General features: G+C 58.9%; 19 protein-coding genes and 1 pseudogene. 14 read left to right on the forward strand and 6 right to left on the reverse strand.

Annotated features, from left to right (window positions below; genetic code table 11):
- Positions 1 to 3: 3 nt before the first annotated feature.
- Positions 4 to 1374 carry an amidase gene (locus ATY80_RS01520; RefSeq protein WP_088690728.1) on the reverse strand — a complete coding sequence of 457 codons (1371 nt, stop codon included), beginning with the start codon at positions 1372 to 1374 and terminating at the stop codon, positions 4 to 6.
- A 223-nt stretch (positions 1375 to 1597) separates the two neighbouring features.
- On the opposite strand from ATY80_RS01520, the gene ATY80_RS01525 reads away from it, so the two are divergent.
- Together ATY80_RS01525 and ATY80_RS01530 are read left to right on the forward strand one after the other, a co-directional pair.
- On the forward strand, positions 1598 to 1906 hold the full coding sequence (locus ATY80_RS01525; protein WP_088690729.1) for a hypothetical protein: 309 nt from the start codon (positions 1598 to 1600) through the stop codon (positions 1904 to 1906).
- Positions 1907 to 1976: 70 nt separating this feature from the next.
- Positions 1977 to 2411, forward strand: a complete 435-nt coding sequence (locus ATY80_RS01530; RefSeq protein WP_088690730.1) for a DUF1810 domain-containing protein — start codon at positions 1977 to 1979, stop codon at positions 2409 to 2411.
- Positions 2412 to 2606: 195 nt separating this feature from the next.
- Here the strand turns inward: ATY80_RS01530 and ATY80_RS01540 are convergent, their stop codons facing one another.
- Complete coding sequence (locus ATY80_RS01540; protein ID WP_088690732.1) at positions 2607 to 3230, reverse strand: TetR/AcrR family transcriptional regulator; 624 nt, start codon at positions 3228 to 3230, stop codon at positions 2607 to 2609.
- Positions 3231 to 3357: 127 nt separating this feature from the next.
- Here ATY80_RS01540 and ATY80_RS01545 point away from each other — a divergent pair, with 127 nt between their 5' ends.
- Positions 3358 to 3564, forward strand: a complete 207-nt coding sequence (locus tag ATY80_RS01545; RefSeq protein ID WP_088690733.1) for a hypothetical protein — start codon at positions 3358 to 3360, stop codon at positions 3562 to 3564.
- A gap of 71 nt (positions 3565 to 3635) precedes the next feature.
- On the opposite strand, the gene ATY80_RS01550 is transcribed toward ATY80_RS01545, so the two are convergent.
- Complete coding sequence (locus ATY80_RS01550) at positions 3636 to 4514, reverse strand: sigma-70 family RNA polymerase sigma factor (RefSeq protein ID WP_088690734.1); 879 nt, start codon at positions 4512 to 4514, stop codon at positions 3636 to 3638.
- A gap of 112 nt (positions 4515 to 4626) precedes the next feature.
- Here ATY80_RS01550 and ATY80_RS01555 point away from each other — a divergent pair, with 112 nt between their 5' ends.
- Positions 4627 to 5085 carry a carboxymuconolactone decarboxylase family protein gene (locus ATY80_RS01555; RefSeq protein ID WP_088690735.1) on the forward strand — a complete coding sequence of 153 codons (459 nt, stop codon included), beginning with the start codon at positions 4627 to 4629 and terminating at the stop codon, positions 5083 to 5085.
- Positions 5086 to 5150: 65 nt separating this feature from the next.
- On the opposite strand, the gene rhaI is transcribed toward ATY80_RS01555, so the two are convergent.
- Positions 5151 to 6443, reverse strand: a complete 1293-nt coding sequence (gene rhaI, locus ATY80_RS01560; protein WP_088690736.1) for an L-rhamnose catabolism isomerase — start codon at positions 6441 to 6443, stop codon at positions 5151 to 5153.
- A gap of 64 nt (positions 6444 to 6507) precedes the next feature.
- A complete protein-coding gene (locus tag ATY80_RS01565; protein WP_088690737.1) occupies positions 6508 to 8604 on the reverse strand; it encodes a bifunctional rhamnulose-1-phosphate aldolase/short-chain dehydrogenase in 2097 nt (698 codons plus the stop codon).
- A 201-nt stretch (positions 8605 to 8805) separates the two neighbouring features.
- On the opposite strand from ATY80_RS01565, the gene ATY80_RS01570 reads away from it, so the two are divergent.
- The 9 genes from ATY80_RS01570 (at position 8806) to ATY80_RS01610 (ending at position 17754) form a co-directional block, all read left to right on the forward strand.
- A complete protein-coding gene (locus ATY80_RS01570; RefSeq protein WP_088690738.1) occupies positions 8806 to 9615 on the forward strand; it encodes a DeoR/GlpR family DNA-binding transcription regulator in 810 nt (269 codons plus the stop codon).
- Between the two features lie 51 nt (positions 9616 to 9666).
- Positions 9667 to 10662, forward strand: a complete 996-nt coding sequence (gene rhaS, locus ATY80_RS01575) for a rhamnose ABC transporter substrate-binding protein (RefSeq protein WP_088690739.1) — start codon at positions 9667 to 9669, stop codon at positions 10660 to 10662.
- A 73-nt stretch (positions 10663 to 10735) separates the two neighbouring features.
- On the forward strand, positions 10736 to 12271 hold the full coding sequence (locus tag ATY80_RS01580) for a sugar ABC transporter ATP-binding protein (protein ID WP_088691458.1): 1536 nt from the start codon (positions 10736 to 10738) through the stop codon (positions 12269 to 12271).
- Between the two features lie 10 nt (positions 12272 to 12281).
- Positions 12282 to 13283 carry an ABC transporter permease gene (locus ATY80_RS01585; protein WP_088691457.1) on the forward strand — a complete coding sequence of 334 codons (1002 nt, stop codon included), beginning with the start codon at positions 12282 to 12284 and terminating at the stop codon, positions 13281 to 13283.
- The gene (locus tag ATY80_RS01590; protein WP_088690740.1) at positions 13280 to 14293 is read left to right on the forward strand and encodes an ABC transporter permease; all 1014 of its coding nucleotides are present in this window, start codon (positions 13280 to 13282) and stop codon (positions 14291 to 14293) included. The genes ATY80_RS01585 and ATY80_RS01590 overlap by 4 nt, the downstream gene beginning before the upstream one ends.
- Positions 14290 to 14610 carry an L-rhamnose mutarotase gene (gene rhaM / locus ATY80_RS01595; protein ID WP_088690741.1) on the forward strand — a complete coding sequence of 107 codons (321 nt, stop codon included), beginning with the start codon at positions 14290 to 14292 and terminating at the stop codon, positions 14608 to 14610. The genes ATY80_RS01590 and rhaM overlap by 4 nt, the downstream gene beginning before the upstream one ends.
- The gene (locus ATY80_RS01600) at positions 14607 to 15983 is read left to right on the forward strand and encodes an FGGY-family carbohydrate kinase (RefSeq protein WP_088690742.1); all 1377 of its coding nucleotides are present in this window, start codon (positions 14607 to 14609) and stop codon (positions 15981 to 15983) included. Before rhaM ends, ATY80_RS01600 begins: the two co-directional genes overlap by 4 nt.
- A gap of 80 nt (positions 15984 to 16063) precedes the next feature.
- The gene (locus ATY80_RS01605) at positions 16064 to 16831 is read left to right on the forward strand and encodes a fumarylacetoacetate hydrolase family protein (RefSeq protein WP_088690743.1); all 768 of its coding nucleotides are present in this window, start codon (positions 16064 to 16066) and stop codon (positions 16829 to 16831) included.
- 716 nt (positions 16832 to 17547) lie between these two features.
- Positions 17548 to 17754: a hypothetical protein gene (locus tag ATY80_RS01610; protein ID WP_088690744.1), complete on the forward strand. Its 207-nt coding sequence runs from the start codon at positions 17548 to 17550 to the stop codon at positions 17752 to 17754.
- Positions 17755 to 18235: 481 nt separating this feature from the next.
- On the opposite strand, the gene ATY80_RS01615 is transcribed toward ATY80_RS01610, so the two are convergent.
- Complete coding sequence (locus tag ATY80_RS01615; protein WP_088690745.1) at positions 18236 to 19585, reverse strand: hypothetical protein; 1350 nt, start codon at positions 19583 to 19585, stop codon at positions 18236 to 18238.
- A gap of 306 nt (positions 19586 to 19891) precedes the next feature.
- Here ATY80_RS01615 and ATY80_RS01620 point away from each other — a divergent pair.
- Positions 19892 to 20134: pseudogene (locus ATY80_RS01620) on the forward strand (transposase); the annotation flags it as partial.
- Between the last annotated feature and the right edge of the window lie 15 nt (positions 20135 to 20149).

The raw sequence follows: 20149 nt of genomic DNA on the forward strand, positions 1-20149 counted from the left end.
GTCTCAAATGAACTCTCCGCGGATAACCTCCTCAGCCGAAAGCGCCGCACTGAGGAGCGCTTCGTCGCGCTTGCCCACAGCAGAAAGCAGGAAGCCCGCCGGCATGTTGGCATCTCCCGTTCCACAGGGGATCGATATGCCGCACCAATCGAGGAAATTGCCAAGCATGGTATTGCGTAGCGTCTTGCCGTTGGTTGCGAAAAACAAATCGTCGTCGGCTTCAAGGGGCGAAATTGGCGGCGCCACATGAGCAACGGTCGGAAAGGCAACAAGGCTTTCGCCCACAAGGCGCTCGACGTCGGCAATCAAGGCTTCACGCGCCGCGAGGATCGCAAGATAGTTCGAAAGCGTTGTTTTTTCGCCGAGTCTTATGCGCATCACGACCCGGTGATCCATCTCGGCGGCTCGGGGCGAAGCCAGCCGTTCACGGTGAAGCGCAAAAGCTTCTGCTGTGACCATGGCCCCCTGTGTCGCCATGAGCGCCAGGATTTCATCGAAAGCCGGGATCTTGATCCGGCTGATCGATGCGCCCTCGGCTGCGAGCCAATCAACCGCTGTCTCGAAAGCTGCGAGGACGCCGGCTTCTGCTCCATCGAACACGACGTTTTCGGGGATCACGATATCGAGCCCCTTGAGCGGACGGGCGACAATTGAAGGCAACGCTGCGCCGCGCATTCCGGCGTCGACCCAAACAGCATCCTGAACGGTTCTTGAGAGCGGTCCAAGCGAGTCCAGGCTTTTCGCCAGCGGGTAGACGCCCGCCATCGGGTAGCGGCCGCGGGTAGCCTTGTATCCGACAATGCCGTTGAAGGCGGCAGGGATGCGCACCGAGCCTCCAGTATCCGTCCCCATCGCCACCGGAACGAGGCCGGCGGCCACCGCAACGCCGGCACCGGAAGACGAACCGCCTGGAATTCTTGGAACATCGCTGCTCAGCGGGTTGTGCGGTGTCGCGTAGTGCGGATTGATGCCGAGCCCGGAGAAGGCAAATTCGCTCATATTGGTACAGCCAATCGAGACCATGCCCGCTTGCTTCAGCGTTGCCACGACTGCCGCATCTGCCTCAGCCGCCTTACCACTTGCCAGAACGCTCGAGCCGGCCGTCGTGATCCGATTTTTGATATCGAAAAGGTCCTTCCAGGCAATTGGCACGCCATCCAGCATGCCGCGCGAGCGACCCTCCTTCAGTCGTTTCGACGAGGCTTTCGCTTCGTCTCTGGCGCGAGCCTTCAAAATAGTCGTGAACACCGCCCGATCGGCATATGCTTCAATGCTCTCGATCACCGCTTCCGTCACCTCGATCGGATCGACAGCTGCCGTTTGAATGAGACCGGAAAGCTGCGCGACGGACATTGCGCCAAATGTTTTCGTCATGGGGTATCCACACTCTGACTGACCTTCCGAACTAAGCCGAATTTCCGCGGCGAGCCAAGCCCTTAAAGTCAAATCAAACCGATTGGTTCGATTTTATGAACACAGCGTTTGTGTATCCGGTCTTCCATCGGAGCTTGCGAAAACACACATGGCCTTTGCGTGTTGTTTGCCGGCCTGAGGACGGCGATATGCCGGTGCACGCATCAGTGTAGGAGCAAACAAAATGACAAAAGGCGAGAGTTGGAACACGGCGCGTGGCGAGGCGGTGCACCACAGCGCGACGGATCACGTGTTGAAGGGCACGGGTGAACGCGAATATGCCGAGCATGTGAATTCCCACAAACCTTCCATATCAGAACGCCTCATTGTCCTTGCGGCCTTCACGCTTCTTGGCGCTGCGGGGCTCACGGTGCATTTTACAGCACCGATGGCATCGGGCCTGGACAAGGCGACCGTTGGTTCGATCTCCGACTCGTTGCCCGCGGTCGATTATTGCCGTGAGCACAGCCCCTATCCGGACAGATCCTGCTGAGGGATCTGCCACGACCGGGCATGGACAACCCTGCGCCGCGATATAGTTATGCGCAAGGGGAGAATTGTCGATGCCCGATGAGATCGATTACAGTCTGGAGCGTTTTAAAGAGGCGCAGAAGGGCACCTATGAGAAGGCGCTCTCAGAATTGAAAGACGGACACAAGCGCTCCCATTGGATGTGGTTCATTTTCCCTCAGATCGCCGGCCTCGGCTCCTCGTTGATGGCAGAAAAATACGCCATCCGCTCAGCGGAAGAGGCCGCAGCCTATCTTGCAGATCGCGTTTTAGGCAGCAGGCTGCTGCGCTGTGTCGATGCCGTTCTTGCCATTAAGGGCAAATCCGCACACGACGTCTTTGGCTCTCCTGATGATATCAAGCTGCGCTCTTCCATGACGCTCTTTGCGGCGATCAGCGAACACGGATCGCCGTTTCACAAGGTGATTGACCGGCTCTATCACGGAGAATTCGACAATCGTACCATCCAGCTTCTCAATGCCAAGTAGCCGGCGCTCGGGCGCTGCGGCGTCTCGGCGCGGTTGAGATCTCATTGATCCGCGCTCCCGCTTGCTGATCGGTGCCGATCCCTTCGTCACCGAAATAACCGCGTGCCTCGAGGGGCTCACGCTTGAGCTGAAGTTCGGCACGCTTGGCATAAAGACGATGAAGGGAGTTTTGGCTTACGCGGTCAACCGATGCCATCATGCAAAAGCAGTGATGGCAGCGTTGCAGGCCTTGGAGAAATGATTGCAACAGGTGTCGTTGCCCATGGCTTGGCGTGTGACGCGAGCGCCCTCCAGAAGAAGTGTCAGCGTATCGGCCAACAGCTTTGCTTCGCGCGCACCGGCGGCAAGACAGAGCGCTTCCAGCCTGTCGCGTTGCTCTGCCTTGTGGCGTTCGATCACGCCGTAGGCCGGATGCCCCTCACCCTTCAGCTCGATGGCTGCGTTGGCGAGATCACAGCCAACATGCTCGCCGCAAAGGCTTTGCGTGCGCGCTTCGATCCATGCCCTGAGCTGCCCCTTCGGGTCGTCTGGATGGGCCGTCTCAAGATCACGCCAGATCGCCTCGGCCTTCTCCGAAGCACGGCGCAGCGTCTCGCAGACCAATTCGTCCTTGGAGCCGAAATGGCGGTAGAGCGTCATCTTGTTGGTAAGCGCGGCATCCGCGATCGCATCCACGCCAATGCCGCGAATGCCGTGCTCACGAAAAAGCTCGGCGGCGGTCGAGACGATGCGCTCCCGTGGCGGGATTTTCTCGTCAGTATTTGCGGGAGAATGCAGGCTCAACGATTCTGATTTTTTTGCGGACAAGGTCCTTGACATCCATGTGACCGATCGGTAACAAATGCATTGTTACTTACCGGTAACACCACTCCTCGCGGAAGTCAACGTCGTTGACTGGCGCGGTCGGAATGGAACACGGGCTACAGCCCACGAAAGGAGGCAAACCATGAGCAAGACCAGACAAGACCTGACCATCGCCGAAGCCCTTCGCGACCCCCTGATCGCCATGGTACTGCGCGCCGACGGTGTGAAACTCGACGATTTCAGACGTCTCCTCGAGACCGCCGCCAAGAAGCGCGAACAGCGGGTCTCTCCAGTGGGCAAATTTATGAACGCGATCTCCAACCCAGCTGCCATGTGCAGCTATTGCTGACGTTTCGGGTGCTTCCCTGCCCCTGTGAGAACCGTCGCTGATCAAGCGGCGGCTCTTTTCGTTTGAGGCGCCTACTCGCAAAGCAGGTCATACTTCAAGTTGCCGAGATATTCGGGGTCGGCGAGAGCATCGATCGCAGCAATCTTTTCCCCATCGAAGGTAAGAAGCAGGACGACGCGCAGTTGTCCTTCGACTGCGACCACGAGCCCGAATTCCTTATCGATCATTGCTGGCTGTGCTGCCTGGGCACGTCCCTTGAAAGTGTCTGCAACGGCATCTGCCCCGCGAAGCTCGCGAACAGAAGGATTATACTGCATTGCCGCAGCATCAGGGGTGAAGACGACCTGCGGATCGAGGATCGAGAGCAGCGCCTTGATGTCGCCGAGGCGCGAAGCCGCCAGGAACGCGTTGACGATCTGCTTCTTTCGCGCGGCGTCCGCCTCCGGCACATCTGTCCTGCCCTGCACCCGGCGGCGGGCGCGGCTTGCGAGCTGGCGAGTTGCCGCCGATGAGCGGCGAATGATCGGCGCGATGTCGTCGAAAGGCAGATCGAACATATCGTGCAGCACGAAGGCGACGCGCTCGGCGGGCGCCAACCTCTCAAGGACGACCAGGAGCGCCAGCCCGACGGAGTCGGCAAAGGCCACCTCCCGCTCCGGATCGACCGCCCCGGAGGGGCCGGCGACGCGCTCATGAACGGGGAGATCAAATGGCTCTTCCCGCCTCGTCTTTCTTGAACGCAGCATATCCAGGCAGATGCGTGCCACGACAGTTGTCAACCAGCCGCCGACATTGTCGATCGTCTCAGCATCCGAACGGCCGAGCCGAAGCCAGGCCTCCTGAACGGCATCGTCGGCCTCTGCGCGGGAACCAAGCATGCGATAGGCGACGGCGCTAAGATGCGCCCTGTTCGCTTCAAATTCTCCCGTCACCCAGTTCTTCTCGATCATTGTCACATTCCTCCAGCCTGTTTCGTCAACTCCATGACGGACGAAACCCGGCTGATGTGACAAAGCACGACCGGCAGCGTCAGTCTGGAGAAAGACCGCAAGGAGACATGTGATGCAAGCAAGAATGGGAAATCCAGCCCTCGTCGTTCCAGAAGCGATGCAGGCGCTCCACGTACTCGGGACGATACCGGCCAAATCGGGCCTGTCGCCGATTCTTTTGGAACTCGTCAATCTGCGTGCCAGCCAGATCAATGGCTGCAGCGTCTGCATCGACGGCCATCCGCGCATCGCCAAGAAGGCCGGCGAAACCGATGAACGGCTGTTTGCCGTCAGTGCCTGGCGCGACACGCCATACTTCACGCCGGCCGAACGTGCAGCCCTTGCACTGACTGAGGCGGTGACCCGCGTCAGCGATCGTGCAGACCCCGTACCCGACGACATCTGGGACGAAGCCACGCGGCATTTCAGCGGCAAGAGCCTGGCAGCCCTCGTCATCGCCATCGCCAACATCAATGTCTGGAACCGTCTGAACATCGCTACCCGGCAGATCGCCGGGGAGTGGAAGCCGTAAAACGGTATCGGACCGCCCTCGTGTCGATGGCGGTCCGACAAAAAGCCTTGTGAAAAGCTTGAGGATCAGATGATGCCGCCACCGCCGGCAGACGAAGCCGGGCGCAAGGCGGCAACCTTCCCGCGATAGCCGCTTTTGCGGTAGGTGGCGACCGGATCGATCGCACCACCGGCACGGCGGCGCGCTTCCGCGAGAATCGGCTCGACGTCCAAGCGGTAAGCGCGCTTCAGGGTTTCGCTCGCCATCAGCGCGTCGTTTTCGTCCTGATAGCCGGCCAGTGCCTTGCGGTCGACAAGGAGGGCCTGCGCATAGGCGCGGCGAATTTCGTTGGCACTGTTGATCAGGCTTTCGATCGGATCGGTGACATTGTGCGACTGGTCGATCATATGAGCGGGGTTGAAGTCGTTGACGCCGCGCTCGTCGGCATCGACGAGCTCGTTGAAGACCAGGAACAGGCGATAAGGCTCGATCGCGCCAGCATCGAGGTCGTCGTCACCGTATTTGGAGTCATTGAAATGGAAGCCGCCGAGCTTGCCGAACTGGATCAGGCGGGCAACGATCATTTCGATATTGGTGTTCGGCGCATGATGACCAAGGTCGACCAAACACTGCGCCTTGGGGCCAAGCGTCTGGGCAATCAGGTAGTTGGTGCCCCAGTCCTGCACGACCGTAGAATAGAAGGCCGGCTCATACATCTTGTGTTCGGAAAACAGCTTCCAGTCATCCGGCAGTGCCTTGTATATATCGGCCATGGAGGCGAGATAGCGCTCGAAAGCCTTCGTAAAGCTGCTCTGGCCGGGGAAGTTTGAGCCGTCGCCGACCCATACGGTCAGCGCCTTGGAACCGATCGCCTTGCCGATCTCGATGCATTCGACGTTGTGGTCGACCGCTTGTGCACGCGTCGCCGCATCGGTGTGGCTCAGCGAACCATACTTGTAGGAATGCTTCTGTCCCGGCGCATCGGAGAAGGTGTTGGAGTTCATCGCATCGAAGCCGAGGCCAAGCGCGTCGGCCTTTGCCTTCAGCTCCTTGGCGTCAGCCTTGTCCCAGGGAATATGCAGCGAAACATTCGGCGTTGCCCGCGTCAGTTCGTTGATCACGGCGCAGTCGTCCAGCTTGTCGAAAATGCCGCGTGGTTCACCAGCACCGGGGAAGCGGGCAAAGCGTGTGCCGCCTGTGCCGACGCCCCACGAGGGAACGGCGATGAAGAATTCCGATACCTTTCTTGTTATCGCCTCGATGTCGATGCCGCGACGAGAAAGATTTGCGCCAAGCGCTTCGTAATCGGACGTCAGCGTCTCCGCGCGCGCATCGTTTTCCTGCGCAATGACATCCTGCGCGATTTTGGACTCGGCCATGAATTCCTCCCGAGAATGTGGAAATGGGCACGGCGGGCGATTGCGCCCGCCGCCTTGGCTTAATTCAGCGCGGGAAGCTCTGCGCGTTGCCGGCATCGACATTGATGATATTGCCGGTGGACTTGGCGGAAAGATCGGACGCCAGGAAGTATATTGCTTCGGCAATGTCTTCCGGGAAGACATTGAGCTTGAGCATGGAGCGCTTGCGATAATGTTCCTCCAGCTCGTTGATCTCGATCTTCGACGAGGCCGCGCGCTGTTCGCGCCACTCGCCGCTCCAGATCTTTGACCCGCGAAGAACGGCGTCCGGGTTGACGGTATTGACGCGAATGCCGGCTTCTGCGCCTTCCAGTGCGAGGCAACGCGCCAGATGGATTTCCGCGGCCTTGGCCGTGCAATAGGCGGCAGCGTTCGGCGAGGAGGCCAGACCGTTCTTGGACGCAACGAACACGACGTTGCCGCCGAGGTTCTGCCTGCGGAAGAGGCGGAAGGCTTCGCGCGACACCAGGAAGTAGCCGGTCGTCAGGATGTCGATGTTCTTGTTCCACATCGAAAGCTCAGTGCTTTCGATCGGAGCAGACGATGCGATACCCGCGTTGGACACCAGGATGTCGACGCCGCCGAATTCGACGCAGGCTTCCGCGAAGGACGAAATCACCGCGTCTTCCTTGGTCACATCGAGCTTGACGCCGTAAACGGCATCTGCGCCGAACTGCTTGGAAAAATCGGCCGTCGTGCTATCAAGCGCGTCCTGGTCGATGTCGGCCAGAACCACGCAAGCACCCTCGCCGATCAGACGGGCAGCCGTTGCGCGGCCGATGCCGCCAGCGCCCCCGGTCACGAAGGCAACCTTGCCAGCAAGGCTCTTGGGCCTTGGCAAACGCTGGAGCTTGGCTTCCTCGAGCAGCCAGTATTCGATGTCGAAGGCTTCCTGCTCGGGCAGGCCCTGATATTCGGAGACCGTCGAAGCACCGCGCATGACGTTGATGGCGTTGACATAGAACTCGCTGGCAATGCGGGCCGTGGCCTTGTCACGGGCAAACGACAACATGCCGACGCCAGGAACAAGGAAGATGACCGGGTTCGCGTCGCGCATGGCGGGCGAATTGGCATGCTTGCAGTCGTTGTAGTAGCGGGCGTAATCGGCGCGGTAGTCTTCCAGTGCCTTGTCGAGACCGGCCACGATCGCGTCAACGTCAGGCTTTGCCGGATCGAAGTCGACGATCAGCGGGCGGATCTTGGTGCGCAGGAAATGATCCGGGCAGCTGGTGCCGAGCGCGCCAAGGGGCTGCAGGTTCTTCGAATTGACGAATTCAAGCACGGCGTCCTGATCGTCGAAATGACCGAGCTTGCGCTCCGTCTTGCCGATCCGGCCACGTATTTCAGGCATCAGGCGGGCTGCAATGGCGCGGCGTTGCTCAACCGGCAGGCTCTGGGCAGCAGCACCACCGAAGATCGTCTTGCCTTCAGTCTTTTGCGCAAACCAGACAATCGCCTTGTTGATGATCTCGAGCGTCAGCTCATAGCAGGATCTGGCATCGTTTGCCCAGGTAAAGAGACCGTGGCTTTCGAGGACAACGCCCTTCGAATGCGGGTTCGCCTTGACGAAGGCTTCGAGATCAAGACCAAGCTGGAAGCCCGGGCGACGCCACGGCAGCCAGCCGATCTCGTTGCCGAAGATCTCTTTCGTCAGCTCCTTGGAGTTCTTGGAGGCAGCAATCGCGATGATGGCATCCGGATGCATGTGGTCGACATGGGTGAAAGGCACGAAACCATGGAGCGGCGTATCGATCGAGGCGGCGCGGCTGTTGAGGTTGTAGGTGCAGTGCGGCAGGAAGCCGACCATGCGGTCTTCGTCCTCGACACCTTTGTAAATACTCTTCAGCGAATCCAGCTTATCCTGGTAAAGGGTCGCAAAACCGTCGAGCTTGATGGTACCGACGTCGCCGCCCGAACCCTTGACCCAGAGAACCTTGACCGTCTCGCCGGTCAGAGGATCGGTTTCCATCACCTTGGCAGAGGTGTTGCCGCCGCCATAGTTGGTGATGCGCTTGTCGGCGCCAAGCAGATTCGAGCGATACAGAAGCTTGCCAGGCTCATCGAGGGCTGCCGCGTATTCTTCGTCCCAACGATTATCAAGAAGCCGGACGGTTGCCGCCATGTCATCCTCCCATGTAAAATTTTCCGGAGGCGCGAACGAACTCCAGCGCCCCTTTGCGGTGACGGTATCGCTCATCAAAATAGACATTGTCAATCGAAAACGATCAAATTCGATTATGCTGCAGCGCAATATGAAATTTTATGATCGTTTTTGATTGACACATTCTCACAACTGCGAAATAAGCAAGCCAGGAGGAACCCCATGCACGAACGCGAACGCCATCGCATCATACTGAGCGCCGTTCAGGAAAAGTCAGTCGTCACGATCCAGGATATTTCCGAGTTGACCGAGGCTTCCGAGGCGACGATCCGGCGGGATATCGCGGCCCTTCACGTGCAGGGAAAGATCCGCCGCGTGCGCGGGGGCGCCGAAGCCGTGCATCCGCCGCAGCTTGGAAATCTCGCCGGACGCCCCTTCCGGGTTTCGGAATCGGTCAACATCGATAAAAAGCGGTCAATCGCGCGGGCAGCCGTCGATCTATGCGATCCTGGCGATGCCATCATCATCAATGGCGGGACGACGACGTTCCAGATGGTGCACTATATGGCCGCCCATCGCATGCAGGTGATGACCAACTCTTTTGCGATCGCCGAGCACCTGGTGAAGCACTCGAAGAACACGGTGACGGTGCCCGGTGGCGTCATCTACCGCGAGCAGAGCCTGATCCTGTCGCCCTTCGACAATGATGCGATCCGCAATTTCTATGCCCGCCGCTTCTTTATCGGCGCACAGGGCGTCGGGCCACTCGGTGTCATGGAAGCCGATGCGCAGATCATTCAAAGCGAGCAGAAGCTGATGCACCAGGCCGATGAACTCGTCGTCATGGTCGATTCCAGCAAGTTTCACCGCCGGTCGAGCCTTATTCTGTGCCCGCTCGACCGCGTTTCGACTGTTATCACGGACGACGGCATTGCCGAGGGCAGCGTGCGAATGATCGAAGATGCGGGCATCAAGCTCGTCATTGCGAGCGCGGTCTCGCAAGCGAAGGAGGATTCCTCGTCGGTCGCCTGAGTGGCGCCGTCAGGATGTAGTCAAGTCTTATCAACGTGGGAGGATGAAAGCATGAAACTCGTAAAGACATTGGCAGTGGGCGTCGCCTTTGCCGTCGCCTTGATGGCAGGCGCTGCAAGCGCCAAGGATGTCAAGATCGGTCTCGTTGTGAAATCGCTTGGCAACGGCTTCTTCGAAGCCGCCAACAAGGGCGCGCAGGAAGCAGCCAAGGAACTCGGCGGCGTGGAAGTAATCTACACCGGCCCGACGTCGACGACGGCAGAAGGCCAGATCGAAGTCATCAACTCGCTGATCGCTCAGGGGGTTGACGCAATCGCCATTTCCGCCAACGATCCAGATGCAGTCGTTCCGGCTCTGAAGAAAGCCAAGCAGCGCGGCATCAAGGTCATCTCCTGGGATTCCGGCGTTAATAAGGATGGCCGCATCCTGCAGTTGAACCCGTCGTCCAACGAGCTGATCGGCAAGATGTGCCTGACACTCGCCAAGGATCACCTCGACGGCGGCAAGGGCGACTTTGCGATCCTGTCGGCCACGACAACGTCCACGAACCAGAACATCTGGATCGACCAGATGAAGAAGCAGCTCAAGGACTTCCCCGGGCTCAATCTGGTAACCACCGTTTACGGCGACGACCTTTCGGACAAGTCCTACCGTGAGGCCGAAGGCCTGCTGAAGTCGAATCCGAACGTCAAGGTTATCGTCGCTCCGACGACGGTCGGCGTTCTGGCCGCTTCCAAGGTTGTTGAAGACAAGGGCCTCGTCGGCAAGGTCTACGTGACTGGCCTCGGCCTGCCGTCAGAAATGGCCGGCGCGATCAAGTCGGGTGCGACGAAGGAATTTGCCATCTGGAACCCGATCGACCTCGGCTACTCGGCAACGCAGATCGCCTATCACCTCGTCAAGGGTGACGCGACCGGCAAGCCGGGCACGGAGATCGAAGCTGGCCGTATGGGCAAGATCAAGATTGGCGAAAACGGCGAAGCCGCAATGGCCGATCCCTTCGTCTACAATGCCTCGAACATCGACCAGTTCTCGAAGGTCTTCTAAGGCCTCGCCCATGCAAGCAAAACCCGGCGGCACATGCCGCCGGGCCCTTCCAATTGAACACTGGTAGATGCTGATGAACACTGCCCTTCAACAGCCCGTCGCGAGCGCCAAGGCGGATGACGCACCCGCAATTCTCGAGATGCGTGGTATTTCGCAGATCTTCCCCGGCGTGAAGGCGCTCGATAACGTCAGCATCGCGCTCTATCCTGGCAAGGTCACCGCGCTGATCGGCGAAAACGGCGCCGGCAAATCGACGCTCGTCAAGATCCTGACCGGAATCTACCGACCCATCGAGGGCGAGATTATCGTCGATGGCAAGCCAACGGCTTTCGCCAATGCGCAGGCCGCCATCGATGTGGGCGTTACCGCCATCCATCAGGAAACCGTCCTGTTCGACGAGCTGACGGTTGCGGAAAATATTTTTCTCGGCCACGCGCCGCGCACGAAGTTTAGAACGATCGACTGGAAATTGATGAACAGTCGCTCGAAGGAATTGCTGCATTCGCTTGAAAGCAATATCGATCCGACGATCCGCTTGAAGGATCTTTCGATTGCTCAGCGCCATCTCGTCGCCATTGCCCGTGCGCTCTCCATCGAAGCCCGCATCGTCATCATGGACGAGCCGACAGCAGCGCTGTCGCGCAAGGAGATCGATGACCTTTTCCGGATTGTCGAGGGCCTGAAGGCACAGGGTAAAGCGATCCTGTTCATCAGCCACAAGTTCGACGAGCTCTATGAGATTGCCGACAACTTCGTGGTGTTCCGCGACGGTCGTGCTGTTGGCCACGGCCAACTCAAGCAGACGCCGCAAGACGAGATCGTCCGGCTGATGGTCGGCCGGGACGTCGAGAACGTGTTTCCGAAAATCGACGTGGCAATCGGCGGCCCGGTCCTCGAAGTCGAACGATACTGTCACCAGACCGAGTTTCGCGACATCTCCTTTATCCTCCGCAAGGGCGAAATCCTCGGTATCTACGGGCTCATCGGGGCGGGTCGCTCCGAACTCTGCCAGTCGCTGTTCGGCATCACCAGGCCTGCGTCCGGCACGCTGAAGCTTGAGGGACGGTCGCTTGCGGTCCGCTCGCCGTTTGACGCTATTCGCGCCGGCATCGTCTATGTGCCAGAAGAGCGCGGTCGTCACGGCCTGGCGCTGCCCATGCCGATTTACCAGAACATGACGCTGCCATCGCTGGCGCGCACCTCGCGCAAGGGTTTTTTGAAGGCGGCCAACGAATTTGCGCTCGCCCGAAAATATGCCGAACGGCTGGATCTGCGCGCCGCAGCACTCTCGGTTCCCGTCGGAACGCTGTCGGGCGGCAACCAGCAGAAGGTGGTGATCGGCAAATGGCTGGCAACATTGCCCAAGGTGATCATTCTCGATGAACCGACCAAGGGCATCGACATCGGCTCCAAGGCCGCAGTGCACGGCTTTATCAGCGAGCTTGCCGCCGAGGGCCTGTCGATCATCATGATCTCGTCGGAACTGCCGGAGATCATCGGAATGTCAGACCGCGTCCTGGTGATGAAGGAGGGGCTGGTTGCCGGTCTCTTCGAACGCAAGGATCTGAAGCCGGAAACGCTGGTTCGCGCTGCGACCGGCAATGCTTGAGGTAATCGGAATGTCCAGACTCCTGAAAAAACGCGAAACGCTGCTCTTCGTCATCATCGCGGTCATGGTGGCGGTCTTCTCGACAAGAGCCCAGGATTTCGCAACGCCCGGCAACCTCGCTGCAATCTTCAACGATACGTCGATCCTTATCATCCTTGCGCTGGCGCAGATGACGGTCGTTCTCACCAAGTCGATCGACTTGTCGGTTGCCGCAAATCTTGCCTTTACAGGCATGGCCATTGCAATGATGAATGCCGCCTACCCCGGCCTGCCGCTCATCCTGCTCATCCTTGCGGCTGTCCTGATCGGCGCCTGTCTCGGCGCGATCAATGGTTTCCTCGTGTGGGCGCTTGAAATTCCGCCGATCGTCGTCACGCTCGGTACGCTCACCATCTATCGCGGCATGGCCTTCGTGCTGTCGGGTGGCGAATGGGTCAACGCGCATCAGATGACGCCGACGTTCCTCAACGTTCCACGTACCGTTGTCCTTGGCATGCCGGTTCTCAGTTGGGCCGCGATCATCGTCGTCGCCTTGATCTACATGCTCCTGAAGTACACACAGTTTGGCCGCTCGACCTATGCCGCAGGCGGCAATCCGACGGCAGCCGTCTATGCCGGCATCGATGTCGGCTGGACGAAGTTCCTCGCCTTCGTTCTCTCTGGCGCTCTCGCCGGCCTTGCAAGCTATCTCTGGGTATCGCGCTATGCGGTCGCCTATGTCGATATCGCCAACGGCTTCGAACTCGACAGCGTTGCCGCCTGCGTCATTGGCGGCATCTCCATTGCCGGCGGCGTCGGGTCGGTCGTCGGCACGGTGCTTGGCGCCCTGTTCCTGGGCGTCATCAAGAATGCGCTTCCCGTCATCGGCATCTCTCCGTTCACGCAGTTGGCGATTTCGGGCACCGTCATCATTCTCGCCGTCGTCTTCAACGCACGACGCGAGCGCAATCGCGGCCGCATCATCTTGCGCGACAAGGCCGCCGCAGAGATCCCGGCAGAGGTGGCAGCATGAGTACCGCCGTTTCCACCCCGAGCGAAAAGCGCGTCATTCCCGATCGCCTCGGCACACCGTTCAAGCGCGTCATGTCAAGCTGGGAAGTTCTGCTCTTCGGTGTGGCCGTCCTGATCTTCATTTTCAATTCAGTGGCATCCCCCTACTTCCTGGATGCATGGAACCTGTCGGACGCGACCTTCAACTTCACGGAAAAGGCGATGATCGCCTTTGCCATGGCGCTGCTCGTCATTGCCGGCGAAATCGACCTTTCGGTTGCCGCCATTATTGCGCTGGCCTCCACCGCAATGGGAGCGGCCGCACAGGTCGGTGTCGGGGCACCCGGCCTCGTCGGCATCGGCATCGGGGTCGGGCTGGTGTGCGGCATGTTCAACGGTTTTCTCGTCTCTGTCATGAAGCTGCCGTCGATTGTCGTGACGATCGGCACGATGAGCCTGTTCCGCGGGATTTCCTATATCGTTCTCGGCGATCAGGCCTATGGTGGCTATCCGGAAAGTTTCGCCTTCTTCGGCCAGGGCTATGTCTTGTGGGTCTTCTCATTCGAATTCGTGCTCTTCATCGTGCTGGCGATCGCCTTTGCGATCCTGCTGCATGCCACGAACTTCGGCCGTCAGGTCTACACGATCGGCAATAACGATTTCGCCGCCCGCTTTTCCGGCATCCCCGTCGAGCGCGTGAAATTCATTCTCTTCGTGCTGACCGGCGTCATGAGCGGCGTTGCCGCCGTCTGCCTGACCTCGCGGCTAGGCTCTACCCGTCCCTCGATTGCCCAGGGCTGGGAACTTGAGGTCGTCACCATGGTCGTGCTCGGGGGTGTCTCAATCCTCGGCGGTTCGGGCAAGATCGGCGGTGTCGTCATTGCCGCCTTCGTCATGGGCCTTGTCACCTTCGGTCTCGGCTTGCTGAATGTCCCCGGCATCGTCATGTCGATCTTCATCGGCCTGCTTTTGATCATCACCATCGCGATCCCGATCATCGCCCGCCGCATCAAAGCCATGAGTTCCAAATGATACAGGAAAAGCACGCCTTCAAGATGACGCTCAATCCCGGCATGGAAGCCGAGTACAGGAAGCGGCATGACGAAATCTGGCCGGAACTTGTCGAACTGCTGCATCAATCCGGCGCCAGCGATTATTCGATCCATCTCGACCGCGAAACGAATACGCTTTTTGGCGTCCTGACGCGTCGCGGCGATCATACGATGGCGAGGCTGCCCGATCATCCTGTCATGAAGAAGTGGTGGGCGTACATGGCCGACATCATGGCAACGAACCCGGATAATTCTCCTGTCCAGAGCGATCTCGTCACTGTCTTCCATCTGCCATGATATCGAACTTAAGACGCATCGCCGTTTTGGATATCGGCAAGACCAATGCCAAGGTGGTGGTCCTCGACGGCGCGACCGGGGAGGAGGTCGCGGTTGCAAAAACCCCAAATAGGGTCCTCACGGACGGCCCATATCCACACTACGATATCGACAAGCTCTGGTCCTTTACGCTGAACGCCCTTGGCTCCTTCGCCAAAGAGCCGGGCTTTGACGCCATCTCGATCACAACGCATGGAGCCTCGGCGGCACTTCTCGACGAGGCCGGCAATTTGGCCATGCCGGTCCTCGATTACGAGCATGAATATCCCGCCGACATCTCAGAGGCCTATAGGCGGCTGCGCCCCCCCTTCGAAGAAACCTTTTCGCCGCATCAGATGATGGGGCTGAACATCGGTGCGCAGCTGCACTATCAGAAGTGCGCCTTTCCCAAAGACTTTGCCAAGGTGGCAACGATCGTCACCTATCCCCAATACTGGACGGCACGGCTGACCGGTGTCGCGTCGAATGAAGTCACCTCTCTCGGCTGCCATACCGACCTCTGGAACCCGCGTGAGAGCTGTTATTCCTCGCTTGTCGATACGCTTGCTATTCGCAATCTGATGGCGCCGATCCGCTCGGCCTTCGATCCGCTCGGGCCAGTTCTGCCTCATATTGCAGAAGTGATCGGCCTTGCCAGGGACGTCCCTGTTTATTGTGGCATTCACGATTCCAATGCATCACTTCTGCCGCATCTGATTGATCGCATAGCACCCTTCGCGGTGGTCTCGACAGGCACATGGGTGGTCAATTTCGGGGTCGGCGGAAATCTCGGCCATCTTGATCCCAGGCGCGACACACTTGCCAATGTGGACGCCTATGGCCGTGCTGTCCCTTCATCCCGGTTCATGGGTGGACGCGAATTTGAAACGATCTCGGGTGAAATTGGGCAGGTTGAAACGCAAGAGATTGCCTCAGCAATCGAGCGTGTCGTCGAAAAAGGCATGATGCTGCTTCCGAACGTTGTCTCCGGCTCCGGACCGTTTCCCGGCAAAAGCGCGCGCTGGATCAACGCACAGGGCGCGAGTGGAACCGAGCGGTATGCGGTGCTGTGTCTCTATCTGGCATTGATGAACCAGGCCTGCCTCGATCTGATCGGCGCGCAAGGCCCGATCATCGTCGAAGGGCCGTTTGCGCTCAACGATACCTACCTGATGGTGCTGGCCGCCTTGACATGCCGCGATGTCATCGCCATCCCCGGATCGACTGGCACGAGCCAGGGTGCTGCGCTCTTGACCGGGATCAAGCCGCCTTCCGGCACCGAGCGAAAGGTGCTGCCGAGCGCGATACCGGGGCTCGAAACCTACCGCAAGGCTTGGCATGCCCCGGTAGCATAACCGTCTTTCCATCAGACCCCCTCGCCCCGGCTTCCCGTTCGCGATAGGCTCGCCACTCAAAGCCAAATGGAGGAGACCTCATGGCAGCTTCAGCCGCCGCCCCCTTTGATCCACGCGCGCTTGCTGCAAAGCTGCACGGTCTTCGCCGTTCACGCAGCCAGGCGCCGACGGCGGATTTTGCGCTACCTGCCGATCTTAGGCATGCTATGGACGCGCAGAATTTTCTCGTCGCCGATGAGGCGATCGAAAGCAACGCCTGGAAAGTGACCGTCTCGCCCGATGGGCAGGCGGTGACGGCACCGCTGCATCCCTTTGTGCAGGCGGATTCGGGGGCACGCATTCCCTGGCAGCGCGGCACCAGGTTCGAGGCAGAAATCGCTGTGCGCCTTGGTCGCGACCTGCCGATCCGTCGCGACGGCAGCTACAGCCGCGCCGACATCGTTGATGCGGTCGACGCCGTTCATCTCGGCGCGGAACTTCTCGCAAGCGCTGTCGAGGAGAGCGGCAGGATCTCGTTCCTGCTCTTCCTGGCCGATCGGCTCGGAAACAGCGGATATGTGCTTGGTCCTCGTGTGGAAAAGCCGGTCCTCGATAGCGCAGGCGGCACGCCGCTCAAGGTGACTTTTAACGGCCAGCCGATCTTCGACGCACCAGCCCAGCATCCGAAGGGTGATGTGCTGACGTGGCTCTTGGACTACGCCAACGATGGTTTGCGGCCGAACACGTCGCTGAGAGCCGGCGCCCTCATCACGACAGGCACGCTTTGTGGCGCCATCGAACTCGTCACGCCTGGGCATCTTGAAATTGCTTTTGGCAATGCTGCTCCTCTCCGCCTGATCCTCGTCTGAGTGAGTGTGTAGGGAGCCACAAAAAATGTGCCAAAGCCACATCTGCCTCCGGATTAAGTTCGAGATCGAGCAGACCTCCATCCACTAGAAGCCGTTGTCGACCTCGACGTCCACCGTGCCTTCGGATAGCTTGGGAGTCGGTCGGATTCGATGATCCGAGTCGCAGGTTGATTACCGAGTATTGAACCGGAGGACGTCATGTCGTTGTAGAAAGACGGCCGGGCGCGGATCGAATAACGATCAGGTCGTAATCGCAGCTCTCGGACGTTTTTCTATCATACAGGCGCGGTGCTGTCGTCATCCCAAGCATGAATGAGTTACCCGGGGTTGACACTTCCGCTCATGGCGCTTGTCGTCGTCCATATTTTGCTCGCCAGCCAAGCCAGGTCGTGGGGATAGCCGTAGCCAGGAGACGTAATTTCCGCGCCAGTGGCGCTTTCCGGCCGACACAAGTCGTCGCCCGGGTCTCGAAGTGCGGCTTGCGTCGGCCCGGCTGATCGTCCAACTGGGCTTTGTGCCCTCGCCGTTGCGATCCATACTGAGGCGACCGATTCCGACGGCGCTGACGCAACAGAAATTTCCCCATCAAAATAGGCACATACACGATCGGCATCCTAAAGCATGTCAAAGTGTATTTCCGAGAGAGAAACATTAGTCTAAGGTCATGTACACCGGATCAGGAGCCGGTAAATGTATGATTTTTTGGGGGAAATCGAATGTCACACAAAGTGGCCTCGCAAAAACGCGCATTGTCTTCAAATGATCTAAAGATGCTGGATGGTTTGCTCAAGGAATGGTGCGAGAGCCGCCATTTCGGCATTTTGGACTCGGAAACTCAGGAGGCGGCGCGCGAGCTGGTCACGTGGTTTGAATTCGGTGTCGGTAGACCTCATCAACTGCGGGAGCTGCTTTCAACTCTCTGATCGAATCTAACTGGGGACCCGCGGATCTCTTTTGAATTCGGCTAACTTCGAAAATTCAAATTTAGGGTAGTGGGTGAACACCAGTTGCGCCTCTGCGACCCGCACCTTCATATCCATTTCCATCTAGCGTAACCTTTTTCCAGGCGCGGCTGGTTGGCACGTTAGGAATCCGAAAATTTCGGTAGGGGCGGTGGCATCCATCGTGAACGAAGTCGCCAGGCTCATTTTTAGAACTCGACAGCATCAAGCGCGGTTGCAACCAGGCAGAGTCGTTTTCGTCCGAACGCATGAAGGGTTTGACGACCTCGGAAACATATCAATGCCTGACATTGCCGACGCAACTTAAGACGGCCGAGCCGGCCCGGGCGAGTTTCAAGCCCGTGTTCGGCAGGCTGCGGTCCAGTGCCTCGCCACAACGGTCCTCTTGATGTTTCTCCATCCCCCATATGGCCGTATAGAAGCCACCCAGGACACGGCAGAGTTAGATCGACTTCAAGTACTCGATGAGGTCGCTTTTTTCCTCGGCGCTTAGATTCAGCTTCAAATGATCATTGTAGTGCTCAACGACGGCATCGAGTGTGGCGAACCGGCCATCGTGGTAAAAGCCGCCCTTGTGGACCTTGTCCAGACTCCAAAGGGCTCTCAGCGGCGCTGTCCGGTAACGCCCGTCCGGCGATCGCTTCGCCTGGAAATCGTCAATCCCAATCTCTTCCGCCGTATGCAGGTTCCAGCCAGGCTCCGTGAAGAGCGGCGGCACATGACAGGTGGCACACTTGGCCTTGTCATTGAAAAGTGTTTTTCCCTTGTCTGCCGCGTCGCTGTCGAATGTTCCATCTGGTGGCCGTGGAGTTGGCAGCGAGAGCTGGTAGAAGTGAAGCGCCGGCAGTTTGGCGGTAATCCGGTCTTCTGCGTCCTGCTTGTGGCCTTGCTTTGTCCTGGCAGCGACCGGATACTTTTCGGCGTCGTCCAGACGCGGATCGTAGAATGCACCCTTACCATGCATTTCAAGATTACCAACATACGCGTTCCAGTAGCTTATGGAACCCCAGGCCCCGGTCCAGGTATGGTTGTTTACGCCCGCTAGTCCGAATGCGGGGGGATTAAGCGTGGCTGACGTCTTGCCGTCTGGTCGGAACGCCTTTCCATCGAGATTGAGTTCGGCGTCGAATTTGCCGGGGCCCCAGGCCTCCACCGCCTTCCTCACGTCCGCTTCCGACAGCTTCAGCATCTCGGTTAGCGCCGTCAGGTCGGGCGCCAGCGCAACGATCGCACCGATATTCAGGTCGCGGTTAGGCCAGCCATCCAGCCGATGGCCGATGCCGGGGGCATAAGCGTCGTCGACCGTCGAATGGCACACTGCACACTGGATGCCGACCGACGTCAGTGTCTTTCCGTCTTTGTCAAAGAACCCGGTCAAGCCAACAACGGCGTTGGCCTTCAGCAGAAGAAGCGTACTAGCCGGATCGGCGAGATCGACTTCGCTTTTACCGAGCGCTGCTGCAACATCCTTTGGGATAGCGTTGAGATCAACTTTCAGGCCAAGCTCCAGAGCCTTCTTGGGGCTGAGGCCTGGTCCCGTACCGCCGAGCTTCTCGCCGGCGATCGCATCATGAAGTTTCAGTTTGCCGCCCCAAAAATCCTCGCTACCGAACGTGTCGTATCGGAATGTCTGGCGCCCGTCCCGCAGATATCGGCTGGCTTGATCGGCCGCCGCCTGGTCGAAATCTTTACCGCTGACAGAGCCGGTTTTGCTCGTTTGCGCGGCCGGGATCATCATCGAAGAGAGAAGAAGAAGAAAAAGGGCTATAATACCCTTAGAGGGCAGATACATAAACACCCCTCCGCCGCCGACGTTGCGCCTGCACCAGGTTCACGTCGCAAACCCAATTCTCATCATTATATGCCGCATCCCTAATGTATCAATGATTTCCTTTTCCGCGCCACTTGGAGGTTTCCTCTAGGATTTCTCAGCGAATGAAGCAAAAGCCTCGCCGGAGATCAGTGGCAAGTGTCGGGTAGCACGGCACGTTCCTGGCGCGGGCGGCAAAATCTTGTTGCTTGAGTAGCTTGTAGACCATCAGGCACTTTGTTGTCTGATAGACAGGCTAAAGCGTGGGCGGTATGGTTGTGCATCCCTTTGGAGGAAGCACGCCTGTTATCCCAGGCAAGCGCCCAGGCGGCTCGCGTCTTCCGCGACTTCCTGTGGTCGACCAAGGACAGTTGGACACGCCGACGGCGGGTCGTGGCCAAGGCTGAGTGGACCACACTGGGGGCCAATCCGCGCTTTATCGTCACCTCCCTGAAGCCAGAGCGCTGGGCGGCACAGACGCTCTACGAGGATCTCTACTGCGCGCGCGGCGACATGGAGAACCGCATCAAGATCCTATGGGGTGGA

Origin of the sequence: Rhizobium sp. R711, assembly GCF_002211365.1 — a bacterium.
Lineage (GTDB): Bacteria > Pseudomonadota > Alphaproteobacteria > Rhizobiales > Rhizobiaceae > Rhizobium.